Genomic DNA, 13730 nt, shown 5'->3' with positions numbered 1-13730 from the left:
ACCTGCCTTTATTCTGTTGGCCATCCTGACCCTGGAGTAAGGCATGTCTTTATCGTCTGTTTGTGTATTTTGCGGCGCCAGCACCGGCACCCACCCAGCTTATCGTGAAGCGGCTGTGGCCTTGGGGCGCGCCTTGGCCGAACGCAAGTTGACCCTGGTTTATGGCGGCGGTGCCGTGGGCTTGATGGGAATTGTTGCCGATGCTGCGCTGGCGGCCGGCGGTGAAGTGATCGGGATCATCCCGCAAAGCCTCAAAGACAAGGAAATCGGCCACAGCGGCCTGACGCGTCTGGAAGTGGTCGATGGCATGCATGCGCGCAAGGCGCGGATGGCCGAACTCAGTGACGCGTTCATCGCTCTGCCCGGAGGCCTGGGTACCCTGGAAGAATTGTTCGAAGTCTGGACCTGGGGCCAGCTCGGCTACCACGGCAAGCCGCTCGGTCTGCTGGAAGTAAACGGGTTCTACAGCAAATTGACCGGTTTTCTTGATCATATCGTCGGCGAAGGCTTCGTTCGCGCACCGCACCGTGACATGCTGCAAGTGAGCGAATCACCGCAAACCCTGCTCGATGCACTGGACGCCTGGAAACCCTCGGTCCTGCCAAAATGGACCGATCAAAAACCCAGCTAACGGCTCGGCACCGATACAGGGCAGAATATGCGCCGCTCAACCTCACCTTCGACCCCAGAGGATCGCCCATGGCTAAACCTAATTATTCCTTCGCCAAACGTCAGAGAGACTTGGCCAAGGAGCAGAAGAAAGAGGAAAAGCTTCAGCGCAAGAAAGCTACAGCTGAAGAAGAAGCAGCAGCACTGAACCCGGATGCTGAAGGCGACGTGGCTACAGACGAAACTGAAGCACCGAAAGATCAGGCGCCCGACGCCTGAGACCCTCAGGGCCGGATGATCTGATCAGGCCCACCGGATCTGTGTCCAGGGTCAGCAGTCACTTTGCTGACCCTCACAGTCCCCTCTGAAATATCCCTATCTGAAGAACGCACACAGTCCCCTGTGGGAGCGAGCCTGCTCGCGATTGCGGCGTTACATCCAACCTCCATGTGACTGTCAGATCGCTATCGCGAGCAGGCTCACTCCTACAGTGGATCTTTGTTAATCCAGTGGCATCACGGTGACGCTGACTTCCGGGTCATTATTGCCCCCTCCCAGAATCACCCCCCGCAATGGCGAGACATCGGAGAAATCCCGGCCCCAAGCCAGGGTGATGTGTTCGAGTGCCGGTTGTACGTTGTTGGTCGGGTCGAAATCGACCCATCCCAGCGCCGGGCAAAACACCGAGACCCAGGCATGGGACGCGTCCGCGCCGATCAACCGGGGCTGCCCGGGCGGTGGCTGAGTCAGCAGATAACCGCTGATGTAGCGAGCGGCCAGACCACGGGAACGCACGCACGCAAGCATCAGGTGAGCGAAGTCCTGACAAACTCCGCGTCGGCGCTCCAGCACTTCCACCAAAGGCGTCGCCACTTGGGTCGCTTCGGCGTCGAAGGTGAACTCGCTGAAGATCTTCTCCATCAAAGCCTGAACACCCCACAGCAATGGCCGCCCCGCCGGAAAGCAACTCTCGGAGAAGTCGACGAAGTTGCGCTTCAAATGCACGTAAGGCGATTCGAACCGATACCGACAGGCTTCAAGAACTTCGGGTGACAGCGGCAGGCTGCTGTAGGTCAGCGCGTTGCGGGTGTCTTCCCAGGCCGGCGATTGATTGAAATCCAGCGTGGGCCGGGCGAGGACTTCGACTGTGAGGCTGGCATTGACCAGCAACTCATCGTGCGGGCGCTCAAAGGCCAATCGCGTGAGCGGATTGCCAAACACATCCAGCTCATCCCGGCGCACGGTCGGGTCGGGACTGATCTGCAATTGTCGAGCGGTGCAGCGCTGCCACGCGCAGGGCCGCGGCCAGAGATGCGCGAGCTGCTGGGCCAAAGAGACCGGACTGTCATAGTGATAGTGGGTGTCGTGGGAAATCTGGTAGTGAGCACTCATCAGACGGATACCGTGCGCTGGCTGACATCATCGACATGGGCGAAATGGCGCAAGGCCAGGCGATCCGACACTTGCCCGCTGGCGTCGGCGATTTCTTGCAGCAAATCGGCCAGCCCATTGAGCGCGGCGCGGACGCTGGTTTCGCCGAACAAAGCGTTTTCCAGGCAACCCAGATCGAATTGCGCCAGTCGCTCCACCAACAACGGCAAACCCGCTTCGCGAGGCACACCAAAGTCGTCATTCAAGCGTTTCAGGGTTCGAGTCACCAGCTTCAACTGGAACAGCACGGCGTGAGGGTTTTGCTCATCGAGCAGCAACAGGTCCAGCACCGGCAGCAGTTGCGCCACCGCCAGATACCGCGAACGGTAGGTGATGCTGCTGTTGCCCAACTCCAGCAGCCATTCCAACCTGGCCTGATCGAAGGCCCCGGCGCCGCGCAAAAATGCTGCCAGACTGCCGCTGAGAAATTGCAGGCGTTCGATCCGCCGCCCGATCATCAGGAAACGCCAGCCTTCGTCACGGGTCATGTCGTCCAGGGCGAAGCCAGAAAGCGCCGCCAGCGACATCACCAGACGGTTGAGAAAATCCAGCAGCTCGCCGAAATCCGGCTCTTCGGTTTCCAGCTCCATGGCCTCGCGCTGCAACTCCACCAACGCCTGCCAGTTTTCCCGCGAGAGTTTGCCGCGCACTTGCGAGGCCGCCCACTGCAAGCGCTGCAGATTGGAGCGAAGGCTGAATGGCCAGTCTTCGCCGAGCAATGCGGCCAACAGACGCTCTGGCAACTCGCCTTCATCAGGCAACAGGTTCAGTCGTTCACCGAGGTCGACAGCCGCCTGCAAGGCTTGCGGATCGTCGCCGTCCACGTAGCGCGCCAGCATGATGCGCAGCAGTCGCGCGCTGTCATCACAGCGCTCGCAATAGCGGCCGAACCAGAACAGGTTTTCCACCACCCGCGAGGGCAAATAAGGATCTCGCCGAACCAGGTCATGCACACCAATCGTGCGCTGGGTTTTCCATTGCTCGCCGCTGGGCGGTCGATCACCCAGCACCCACGTGTCCTTGCTCGCACCGCCGCGCTGCATCGACACCACTTCGGCGTCTGCCTCGGCGGCCACTCGGGTCAAGCCGCCCGGTAAAACCCGGTAGCCGTCATGGCTGGCCACTGCGTACACGCGCATGCCGATGGCACGCGGTTGCAACTGACCGTCCTCGGCCTGCCAGATCGGCGCCTGGGACAACTGAGCCATTTCTTGCGCAACATAGGCATAAGGGCGTGCCTGCATGCGCGACGCAAGGGCCAGGCGCTGTTTTTCACTCAAGTCACGGCCAAACACCGGTGCAAAGCTTTGCGACGGGAAAGCCGGCTTGATCAATAGCTCCGGCAGTTTTTCCAGCGCTTGAGCCAGCACCGGCGCCTCACCGCACCACCAAGTAGCGATAGATGGGAGGAGCAGTTCTTCGCCAAACAGGAACTGATTGATCTTCGGCAAAAAGCCCAGTAACCCCGGCGACTCCAGCACGCCGCTGCCGAGAGCATTGGCCACCAGCACCCGGCCCTGTCGCACGGCTTCGAGTAGCCCCGGTACGCCCAATGCGGAATCGGTGCGCAATTCCAGCGGGTCGCAGAAATCATCATCGAGCCGGCGCATGATCGCGTGAACCCGGCGCAATCCGCTGAGGGTCTTGAGGTAGACCGTGGCATCCCGCACCGTGAGGTCGCCGCCTTCCACCAGCGGGTAACCGAGCTGACGCGCCAGATACAGGTGTTCGAAATAGCTTTCGTTGAAGCGTCCCGGCGTGAGCAACACGATTAGCGGTGCTTCATCATCGCGGGGCGCCTGACCAGCCAGTGTTTCCTGAAGCGTGCGGAAGAACCCGGCCAGATGCTGCACTTTTAAATCGCGATACAGCTCGGGAAAGGCCCGGGAGACGATGGTGCGGTTTTCCAAAGCGTAACCGGCGCCGGACGGTGCTTGAGTACGGTCCGCCGTGACCCACCAACGACCATCGGGCGTGCGCGCCAGATCGACGGCATACAGATGCAGAAACGCCCCGTCGGGCGGTTTGATGCCCTGACAAGGCCAGAGGAAGTTGTTGTGACCGAATACCAGTTCTGCCGGCAGCAGACCTTCGGCGATCAATCGTTGCGGGCCATACAGATCCGCCAGTACCGCGTTCAACAGACGCGCCCGTTGAGCGATCCCGGCGGATAACTGCGCCCACTCATCCGCGGCAATCACATGCGGAAGCAGGTCGAGTTCCCACGGCCGGTCTGCGCCCTTGGGGTCGGCATAGACGTTGTAGGTCACGCCGTTTTCCTGGATCTGCCGGGTCAACAAGGCCTGACGCTGCACCAACTGCGATGGCGTACTGCGCTGCAATTGGTCGATCAACCGACGCCAGTGCGGGCGTACGCCGCCACTGTCGTCGAGCAGTTCGTGATATGTGCCCGCCGTCAGCGGGTAGCGATCAAGCAGATCAGGCATGGAAAGCTCGGCAGACTGCAAAGAACGGTCAGACTAACGCACGCTCATGACACCCGGATATACGAAAAATCCGAGCGTCGCGTACGATTTAGAAACGTCGCAAATCGAGCGTCATCGGTAGCTCGTCGTTAATTTCCATCTTCGGCACAGGAAGCTTCCCCGGCGTGTGTCCGATGCGGAAAAACCGCGCCATTCGCCGGCTCTCGGCCTCATTGGCGTTCACCGGCAGGCTGTCGTAGTTGCGCCCGCCCGGATGGGCCACGTGGTATTGGCAGCCGCCCAGCGAACGTTGCATCCAGGTGTCGAGCAGGTCGAACACCAGCGGTGCATGGACCGGGATGGTCGGTTGCAGGCAGTTGGCCGGTTGCCAGGCGCGAAAACGCACGCCGGCGACAAACTCGCCGACCCGCCCGGTGGGTTGCAACGGCACCGGAACGCCGTTGCAGGTCAGCAAGTAGCGCTGGGGTGGCAGGCCGGTGAGCTTGACCTGCAAGCGCTCCAGCGACGAATCCACATACCGCACCGTGCCGCCGACCGCGCCCTCCTCGCCCAGCACATGCCAAGGCTCCAGTGCCTGACGCAATTGCAGCTCAATGCCACTGACTGCGTAATCGCCCACCTTGGGAAAACGGAATTCCAGATGCGCGGCGAACCACTCGGCCCGAACCGGATAACCGGCCGCATTGAGATCAACGATCACATCGGCGAAATCTTGCTCAATGAAGTGCGGCAACAAGAAGCGATCATGCAATTCAGTGCCCCAGCGCGCCAGTTTCGGCGGCGCGTAAGGCTCACGCCAGAACCGCGCCACCAGCGCCCGCAACAACAACTGTTGAACCAGGCTCATGCGCGCGTGCGGTGGCATTTCGAACGCACGCAATTCCAGCAAACCAAGGCGTCCGGTTGCACCGTCCGGCGAATAGAGTTTGTCGATGCAGAACTCGGCGCGGTGCGTGTTGCCGGTCACGTCGATCAGCAGATTGCGCAGCAGCCGATCCACCAGCCATGGCGCGCATTCCTCGCCAGGTTCTGGCATCTGAGCGAAAGCGATTTCCAGTTCATACAGCGCATCGTTGCGCGCTTCATCGACGCGCGGCGCCTGGGACGTCGGGCCGATGAATAGTCCGGAAAACAGGTAGGACAAGGATGGGTGGTTATGCCAGTAGCTAATCAGGCTGCGCAGCAAGTCGGGACGGCGCAGAAACGGTGAGTCGGCCGGAGTCGCGCCACCCAACACAAAATGATTACCGCCGCCGGTGCCGGTGTGCCGACCGTCGATCATGAATTTTTCGGTGGTCAGTCGGGTCTGGCGCGCTTCTTCATACAGAAACTCGGTGCGTTCGACCAACTCGTCCCAGGTCGCGGACGGCTGCACGTTGACCTCGATCACGCCCGGATCCGGGGTGATACGGAAGTTGCTCAGGCGCGGATCGCTCGGTGGCTCATAGCCTTCCAGCAACACCGGGCAATGCAGTTCCTGAGCGGTGGCCTCGATAGCGGTGACCAGTTCCAGATAGTCCTCGACCCGCTCCAGCGGCGGCATGAACAGGTACAACCGCCCTTCCCGGGCTTCGGCGCAAAACGCGGTGCGCGTCAGCCAGTCGGCGGACTCGTCAATTTTTGGTTCACGCTCCACCGCTTCGGCTGGCGTGCCCGGACTGTTCAACGCAATGGTGTCGGGCAGAGCGGCGAACGCCTGATTCGGATCATTGGGATGAATGAACGGATATTCCGCCGCTTTCACCCAAGGCTGCGAGCCCAGCGGCAAGCGATAACCCAGTGGCGAATCCCCCGGCACCAGCCGGCAATGCTCGTCACGCAGATACCAGCGCCCGCTTTGCCATTGATCACTCTTGGCGGTGCGCGCCAGCGGCAGGACCTGACCGATGACTTTATCCAGACCCTGGCTGAAGACTTTACGCAGACGCGCACGCTCCAGCGGTTCTTCCAGACGTGAGTCTTCGGCGCTGACGTTCTGCGGCAACGTGCCTTCGCGCCAAAGGTAATAGAAATTGTCTTCGTAGGCTGGGAACACAAAGCGTGTAGGAATCTTCAGCCGTTCGGCGACACTTGCCAGAAAACGCCCGGCCAGTTCGCCATCGGCGCCGTAGTCTTCCTGCTCATCGGCGATAAGGGCGCTGTTGTGCCAGATCGGCACGCCGTCGCGACGCCAGTAGCAGTTCAGTGACCAGCGCGGCAATTGCTCGCCGGGGTACCACTTGCCCTGACCGAAATGCACCAGGCCTTTGGGGGCGTAGTGTTTACGCATGCGCTGGAAAAGTTCGGCGGACAGTCGACGTTTGTCCGGTCCCAATGCGGCAGTGTTCCATTCGGCGCCGTCCGGGTCGTCGATAGAAACAAAGGTCGGCTCGCCGCCCATGGTCAGGCGCACATCGTCTTCCAGCAGGTCGGCATCGATCTGCCGGCCCAGCGCCTGAATCGCCTGCCACTGATCTTCGGTGTAGGGCTTGGTGACGCGCGGAGCTTCCCAAATCCGCTCCACGGACATTTCGTGGGTGAACTCGCACTCGCACGGTTCCACCAAGCCACTGATGGGTGCCGCAGAGCCGGGATCGGGGCTGCACGCCAACGGAATGTGACCTTCACCGGCAAACAGCCCTGACGTCGCGTCCAGGCCGATCCAGCCGGCACCGGGCAAATAGACTTCGCACCAGGCGTGCAGGTCGGTGAAGTCCACGTCAGTGCCCGACGGACCGTCGAGGCTTTTAACGTCGGCGGTCAGCTGGATCAGGTAACCGGAGACAAAGCGCGCGGCCAGCCCGAGGTTACGCAGCAGTTGCACCAGCAACCACGCCGAGTCGCGGCAGGAGCCGGAAGCCTGTTCGAGGGTGTGCTCGGGCGTCTGCACGCCCGGCTCCATGCGGATCAGGTAACCGATGTCTTCGCTCAGGCGCTGGTTGAGCGCGACGAGGAAATCCACGCTCGGCAGCGGCGTGCGGTCGATGCCGTCCAGATAGGCCTTGAACGTCGGCGTCAGGGGCAAGGTTTCCAGATACGGCGCCAACTCCTTGCGCTCGTCCGCGGCGTAGGCAAACGGGATCTTTTCCGCGTAAGGCTCAAGAAAGAAGTCAAAGGGATTGAAGACCGCCATCTCTGCCAGCAGATCGACTTCGATCCGCAGCTCATCGGTTTTTTCCGGGAACACCAGCCGCGCCAGGTAATTGCCCTGGGGGTCTTGTTGCCAGTTGATGAAGTGCTGCTCGGGCGAGACTTTCAGCGCATACGACAATATCCGCGTGCGACTGTGAGCGGCCGGACGCAGGCGAACGATCTGCGGACCGAGCTCGACAGCGCGGTCGTAGCGGTAATGTGTGACGTGGTGCAATGCGACATGAATCGACACGGCGTGCCTCCTGCGAGCCCTAAGCGTTATCGAAAGCGCGCAAGACTTATGCCATCGCGGCAACGCTGGCGCTTTCTCCGTTTGCTTGAGGCAGTACAGCACCAAAATCGGGCGATGCGAGAAATTGGTTGGGGGCAGTTGCACGCAAATGTTGCGAGCGGGGGGCTGCCAGCCGGGTTTTGTAGCGGCTGAATTGGCCTCTTCGCGGGCAAGCCCGCTCCTACAGGGATCTGCTGTGAACACAGAATCCGGGCGCGATCTCGCGAAGAGGCCAGTTGCCCCAACACAGCTTCCGACTCGGCGCCCCGTTTTCTGTGGCTCAGAAACGCAAAACGCCAACCCGAAGGTTGGCGTTCTGTTCAGCTCAAGCGAAGCTTAGCGCGGTACAACCGGCTTGCGGGCGGGTTTAGGGCCTTTGCCTTTGGCCGCGTCCTTGCGCTCCTTGGCCGCTTGCTGGTTGCGGGCGAACGCCGCAGCCTTGGCTTGTTCACGCTTGTCCCACGGGTTACCGCCATCGCTGGCACGCGGCGGCAAGCCGGTGTGCTGGGTCAGGATCTTGGTGGTCTTTTCCCCTGCAACCTTGTGGCTGCCGGCCGGTGTCGAGTTCTTGCGGCGGGCGCTCTGGTAGCTGTCGGTCGCTGGCTGATGCAGCGGGATCAACTGGTTCTTGCCCGGCCCGATCAGGTCGGCGCGGCCCATGCGGGTCAGCGCTTCACGCAGCATCGGCCAGCCTTTCGGGTCGTGATAACGCAAGAACGCTTTGTGCAGGCGACGCTGCTCTTCGCTCTTGACGATGGTCACGGCGTCGCTCTTGTAAGTGACCTTACGCAGCGGGTTTTTGCCCGAGTGATACATCGCGGTGGCGGTGGCCATCGGCGACGGGTAGAACGCCTGCACCTGGTCGGCACGGAAGCCATTGCCCTTGAGCCACAGGGCCAGGTTCATCATGTCTTCGTCGGTGGTGCCCGGGTGGGCGGCGATGAAGTACGGAATCAGGTACTGCTCTTTCCCGGCTTCCTTGGAGTACTTCTCGAACATGCGCTTGAACTTGTCATAGCTGCCGATGCCCGGTTTCATCATCTGGTTGAGCGGACCTTCCTCGGTGTGTTCCGGGGCGATCTTCAAGTAACCACCGACGTGGTGGGTCACCAGCTCTTTGACGTATTCCGGCGACTCGACCGCGAGGTCGTAGCGCAGGCCGGAAGCAATCAGAATCTTCTTCACACCCGGCAAGGCTCGGGCACTGCGGTACAGCTGAATCAGCGACGAGTGATCGGTGTTCAGGTTCGGACAGATGCCGGGGAACACGCACGATGGCTTGCGGCACGCGGATTCGATTTCCGGGCTCTTGCAGGCGATGCGGTACATGTTCGCTGTCGGGCCGCCGAGGTCGGAAATGACGCCGGTGAAGCCTGGGACCTTGTCACGGATCTCTTCGATTTCGCGAATGATCGACTCTTCGGAACGGTTCTGGATGATCCGGCCTTCGTGCTCGGTGATCGAGCAGAAGGTGCAGCCGCCGAAGCAGCCACGCATGATGTTCACCGAGAAGCGGATCATGTCGTAGGCAGGGATCTTTTCCTTGCCGTACGCCGGGTGCGGAATGCGCGCATAAGGCATGCCGAACACGTAGTCCATTTCTTCAGTGGTCATCGGAATCGGCGGCGGGTTGAACCAGACGTCGACTTCGCCATGCTTCTGCACCAGCGCGCGGGCGTTGCCCGGGTTGGTTTCCAGGTGAAGTACGCGGTTGGCGTGAGCGTAAAGCACCGCGTCGCCACGGACTTTCTCGACCGACGGCAGACGGATCACGGTCTTGTCGCGCGTCATCTTCGGGCTGGCGAGGATCTGCACGACCTTGGCTTCAGTCGGATCCTCAACCGGACCTTTTTCCTGCTCGATTGCGCAGGCCTGGGTGTCTTGGGTGTTCACGTACGGGTTGATGATCTTGTCGATCTTGCCCGGACGGTCGATGCGCGTGGAGTCGACTTCGTACCAGTCTTTCGGCGTGTCACGACGGATAAACGCGGTGCCGCGCACGTCGGTGATGTCTTCGATCTTGTGACCATAAGACAAACGCTGGGCGACTTCGACGATTGCACGCTCGGCGTTGCCGTAGAGCAGGATGTCGGCGCAAGCGTCGATCAGGATCGAGTTGCGTACCCGGTCCTGCCAGTAATCGTAATGAGCGATGCGGCGCAGGGAGGCTTCGATGCCACCGAGAACGATTGGCACGTTCTTGTAGGCTTCTTTGCAGCGCTGGCTGTAAACCAGGCTCGCGCGGTCCGGACGTTTGCCCGCCAGGCCACCAGGGGTGTAGGCGTCATCGGAACGGATTTTCTTGTCGGCGGTGTAGCGGTTGATCATCGAGTCCATGTTGCCGGCCGCGACACCGAAGAACAGGTTCGGCTCACCGAGCTTCATGAAGTCGTCTTTGGACTGCCAGTTCGGTTGGGCAATGATCCCGACGCGGAAGCCTTGCGACTCCAGCAGCCGACCGATGATCGCCATACCGAACGACGGATGGTCAACGTACGCATCACCGGTGACGATGATGATGTCGCAGGAATCCCAGCCAAGCTGATCCATCTCCTCCCTGCTCATCGGCAGGAATGGCGCTGGACCGAAGCATTCGGCCCAGTACTTGGGATAGTCAAATAACGGCTTGGCTGTTTGCATGACGATGACCGGTGTTGAGATGAAAAATCGCGGGCGCGGAATATAGCACAAAAAATAACCAATTCCGACGGCTATGGTCGGAAATTGGTCAGCTTATCCCAAGGAAAAATTCTGGGGCTTGATACAACCCATGTGGCGAGGGGGCTTGCCCCCGTTCGGCTGCGAAGCAGTCGTAAAACCTGAGAGCTTGTTTCAACTGGATAAATACTGGGGCCGCTTCGCGACCCAACGGGGGCAAGCCCCCTCGCCACAAAAGCTCGCTCCCACAGGTTTTTATTCGTCGTCGAAGTTATAGCTACCCGGTGCGAGGTTTTCGAAGCGGGTGTATTTACCGATAAACGCCAGTCGTGACGTGCCGATCGGGCCGTTCCGCTGTTTACCGATGATGATTTCGGCGATGCCTTTATGCTCGGTTTCCGGGTGATACACCTCATCCCGGTAGACGAACATGATCACGTCAGCATCCTGCTCGATCGCTCCGGATTCCCGGAGGTCGGAGTTGATCGGGCGTTTGTTCGGCCGTTGCTCCAGGGAGCGGTTGAGCTGGGACAACGCCACCACCGGGCAGTTGAATTCCTTGGCCAGGGCCTTCAAGGAACGGGAGATCTCGGAAATCTCGTTGGTCCGGTTGTCGCCGCCGGAACCTGGAATCTGCATCAATTGCAGGTAGTCGATCATGATTAGCCCGACATCGCCGTGCTCTCGCACCAAACGTCGAGTCCGAGCACGCATTTCCGATGGACTGATGCCCGCCGTATCGTCGATAAACAGCTTGCGATCATTGAGCAGGTTGACCGCCGAGGTCAGGCGCGGCCAATCGTCGTCATCCAGGCGACCGGCCCGGACCTTGGTCTGGTCGATACGGCCCAAGGACGACAACATACGCATGATCAGCGATTCACCTGGCATCTCCAGCGAGTAAACCAGGACGCATTTGTCGCTGCGCAACACGGCGTTTTCCACTAGGTTCATCGCGAACGTGGTTTTACCCATGGACGGACGACCAGCGACGATAATCAGGTCGGACGGTTGCAGGCCGCTGGTCATGCCGTCCAGGTCGGTGTAACCGGTGGACAAGCCGGTAATCGCATTGTCGGTGTTGAACAAGGTGTCGATGCGGTCGATGGCCTTGGTCAGCAGGTCATTCACGCTCACCGGGCCACCGGTTTTTGGCCGGGCCTCGGCGATCTGGAAGATCTGCCGTTCAGCTTCGTCGAGAATCTCTTCTGCCGTGCGGCCTTCCGGATTGAAGGCGCTGTCGGCAATCTCGGTGGCGATGCCGATCAACTGGCGCAACGTCGCCCGTGCACGAACGATCTGCGCATACGCCTTGATGTTGGCGACGGACGGAGTATTTTTCGCCAGTTCGCCGAGGTAACCGAGGCCGCCGACCTGCGAGGTCTGACCTTCCTTGTCCAATTGCTCGGCAAGGGTCACGACGTCAATCGGGGAGTTCTGGTCGGCGAGCTTGGCGATAGCGCGGAAGATCAGGCGGTGGTCATGCCGATAGAAATCGCCATCCGACACTTGATCGAGCACGCGTTCCCAGGCGTTGTTGTCCAGCATCAAACCACCGAGCACGGCCTGTTCGGCCTCGATGGAGTGCGGCGGCACCTTCAGGGAAGCGGTTTGCAGATCGTATTGCTCGGGTGCGGAGATATCGTTCATGGCCACTTGGTTATTTTAAAAAAAGCAGGGGTTATGAAAAGCAGGGGGTACAGAAAGACAAAGGGCACGACCTGTAAACAGGATCGTGCCCGATGTTACCGGCAAGCACCCGAGGGTGCCAGCCGACAAGTACTACTTAAGCTGCTACCACGACAACGCGTACGGTGGCTTCAACTTCGGCGTGCAGGTGCACGGCTACGTCGAATTCGCCTACGTTGCGGATGGTGCCGTTCGGCAGACGAACTTCGCTTTTTGCAACTTCAACGCCAGAGGCGGTCAGTGCATCAGCGATGTCGTGGGTGCCGATCGAACCGAACAGCTTGCCTTCGTCACCGGCGGTGGCAGTGATAGTCACTTCCAGCTCAGCCAGTTGGGCGGCACGGCTTTCAGCCGAAGTTTTACGGTCTGCTGCGGCTTTTTCCAGCTCAGCGCGACGCTCTTCGAACGCAGCCAGGTTGGCAGCGGTCGCAGCGGTAGCTTTGCCGTAAGGCAGCAGGTAGTTACGACCGTAACCAGCCTTAACGTTCACTTTGTCACCCAGGTTGCCCAGGTTGGTGACTTTTTCCAGAAGGATCAGTTGCATGTGAAAATCCTCTTAACTTTTAACCTTCACCGTTCGCGTTATCGGCATCTTTCGGTGCCGAACGACCGCGAAAATCAATCAGGCTGTCGACGATGGCCAAGACCACCAGCAACGGATAGATCAGCTGCATGAACAGCAACAGCGTGACGTACAACCCCACCAGCCAGAACCTGGCCAGTCGCTTTTGCGCCACCAGCCCGTGAATCAGGGCCAGCCCGGCGAACACCAGCGGTACGCTGCACAACGGCGTTAACATGGCCATCTGTGGACCGATGTTCGGCCCCAGAAGCATGCACGCCAGCAGCAACATCGCTGGCAAAAGCGGGAATCGGATGGCGCGAAACTCGCGACCAAAACCACCCGGGTTGTACAACAACGCCTGCCAGTAGCGCCCGACAAGCAGGCTCAGCACACTGACGATTTGCAACAACGCCGCAATCAGGCCGGTCAGGACCGGTGCAATCAGGGACGCAAAATGCGCTTGCTCGTCTGCCGATAACTTCTCGTAGACATCACCGAGTAGCGACGGCATGACTTTTATCAAAGCCTGCGCCAGCATCTCGATTTGAGGAGCAAAAGTCGCCCCCAGCACCACTGAAAACACCACTCCCATCGCTATGCTGACCAGCAGCACGCGGACCCAGGACTCGCTTGCGCGCAAAACCAACGCAAGGCTCGAAGAACCCAACAGCACCAGAAGTGCCCGAGGGTCGTCCGAGTAAAGCCACCAGATCAACGCCGGCAGCATTCCCAGGGCAAGAACGCCAAGGGCGTCCTTCAATCCGCGCCGCAGAAGCACAAGGCATCCAGCGGCAGCACCCAACCAATACAACAACGGCAATATTACGCATCCAGCCACTACGAGAGTGGCCTGCATACGGCCGCGCATGATGAACTCAGCTATGGCACGCATGCATTCAATCCTTTGCTACGAGTCGACTGCCCGGTC

Annotated in this window: 9 protein-coding genes; 2 read left to right on the top strand and 7 right to left on the bottom strand. The window is 60.2% G+C overall.

The annotated features are described in order from the left end of the window. Positions 1 to 43 precede the first annotated feature (43 nt). Together ACWGZX_RS17240 and ACWGZX_RS17235 are read left to right on the top strand one after the other, a co-directional pair. Positions 44 to 631 carry an LOG family protein gene (locus tag ACWGZX_RS17240; protein ID WP_452624728.1) on the top strand — a complete coding sequence of 196 codons (588 nt, stop codon included), beginning with the start codon at positions 44 to 46 and terminating at the stop codon, positions 629 to 631. A gap of 68 nt (positions 632 to 699) precedes the next feature. Further along, complete coding sequence (locus ACWGZX_RS17235) at positions 700 to 888, top strand: hypothetical protein (protein ID WP_223518450.1); 189 nt, start codon at positions 700 to 702, stop codon at positions 886 to 888. Positions 889 to 1110: 222 nt separating this feature from the next. Here the strand turns inward: ACWGZX_RS17235 and ACWGZX_RS17230 are convergent, their stop codons facing one another. From ACWGZX_RS17230 to ACWGZX_RS17200, 7 genes are all read right to left on the bottom strand, one after another. After that, entirely contained in the window at positions 1111 to 2001 is an 891-nt protein-coding gene (locus ACWGZX_RS17230) for a transglutaminase family protein (RefSeq protein ID WP_452624727.1), read from the bottom strand. Beyond that, positions 2001 to 4487 (bottom strand): circularly permuted type 2 ATP-grasp protein, encoded by a 2487-nt coding sequence (locus tag ACWGZX_RS17225; protein WP_452624726.1) that lies wholly within the window; start codon positions 4485 to 4487, stop codon positions 2001 to 2003. Before ACWGZX_RS17225 ends, ACWGZX_RS17230 begins: the two co-directional genes overlap by 1 nt. Before the next feature lie 88 nt (positions 4488 to 4575). Beyond that, positions 4576 to 7851, bottom strand: a complete 3276-nt coding sequence (locus ACWGZX_RS17220) for a transglutaminase family protein (protein WP_452624725.1) — start codon at positions 7849 to 7851, stop codon at positions 4576 to 4578. 375 nt (positions 7852 to 8226) lie between these two features. Beyond that, entirely contained in the window at positions 8227 to 10530 is a 2304-nt protein-coding gene (locus ACWGZX_RS17215) for a YgiQ family radical SAM protein (RefSeq protein ID WP_033049522.1), read from the bottom strand. A 273-nt stretch (positions 10531 to 10803) separates the two neighbouring features. After that, positions 10804 to 12198, bottom strand: coding sequence for a replicative DNA helicase (gene dnaB / locus ACWGZX_RS17210; RefSeq protein ID WP_452624724.1), 1395 nt, complete (start codon positions 12196 to 12198; stop codon positions 10804 to 10806). Positions 12199 to 12334: 136 nt separating this feature from the next. Continuing rightward, positions 12335 to 12781 (bottom strand): 50S ribosomal protein L9, encoded by a 447-nt coding sequence (rplI, locus tag ACWGZX_RS17205; RefSeq protein WP_003197251.1) that lies wholly within the window; start codon positions 12779 to 12781, stop codon positions 12335 to 12337. Between the two features lie 19 nt (positions 12782 to 12800). Beyond that, positions 12801 to 13694 (bottom strand): hypothetical protein, encoded by an 894-nt coding sequence (locus ACWGZX_RS17200; protein WP_452624723.1) that lies wholly within the window; start codon positions 13692 to 13694, stop codon positions 12801 to 12803. Between the last annotated feature and the right edge of the window lie 36 nt (positions 13695 to 13730).

The organism is Pseudomonas sp. CLCA07 (assembly GCF_053615335.1).
Note: the sequence above shows the minus strand (reverse complement) of the source record. Positions and strands in the feature narration are given on the sequence as shown.

What these genes read in the sequence shown, in the direction of transcription:
- ACWGZX_RS17225 (WP_452624726.1), bottom strand. Translation starts at nt 4,487, where the DNA reads ATGCCTGATCTGCTTGATCGCTACCCGCTGACGGCGGGCACATATCAC.
- rplI (WP_003197251.1), bottom strand. Translation starts at nt 12,781, where the DNA reads ATGCAACTGATCCTTCTGGAAAAAGTCACCAACCTGGGCAACCTGGGT.
- ACWGZX_RS17230 (WP_452624727.1), bottom strand. Translation starts at nt 2,001, where the DNA reads ATGAGTGCTCACTACCAGATTTCCCACGACACCCACTATCACTATGAC.
- ACWGZX_RS17235 (WP_223518450.1), top strand. Translation starts at nt 700, where the DNA reads ATGGCTAAACCTAATTATTCCTTCGCCAAACGTCAGAGAGACTTGGCC.
- dnaB (WP_452624724.1), bottom strand. Translation starts at nt 12,198, where the DNA reads ATGAACGATATCTCCGCACCCGAGCAATACGATCTGCAAACCGCTTCC.
- ACWGZX_RS17215 (WP_033049522.1), bottom strand. Translation starts at nt 10,530, where the DNA reads ATGCAAACAGCCAAGCCGTTATTTGACTATCCCAAGTACTGGGCCGAA.
- ACWGZX_RS17240 (WP_452624728.1), top strand. Translation starts at nt 44, where the DNA reads ATGTCTTTATCGTCTGTTTGTGTATTTTGCGGCGCCAGCACCGGCACC.
- ACWGZX_RS17200 (WP_452624723.1), bottom strand. Translation starts at nt 13,694, where the DNA reads ATGCGTGCCATAGCTGAGTTCATCATGCGCGGCCGTATGCAGGCCACT.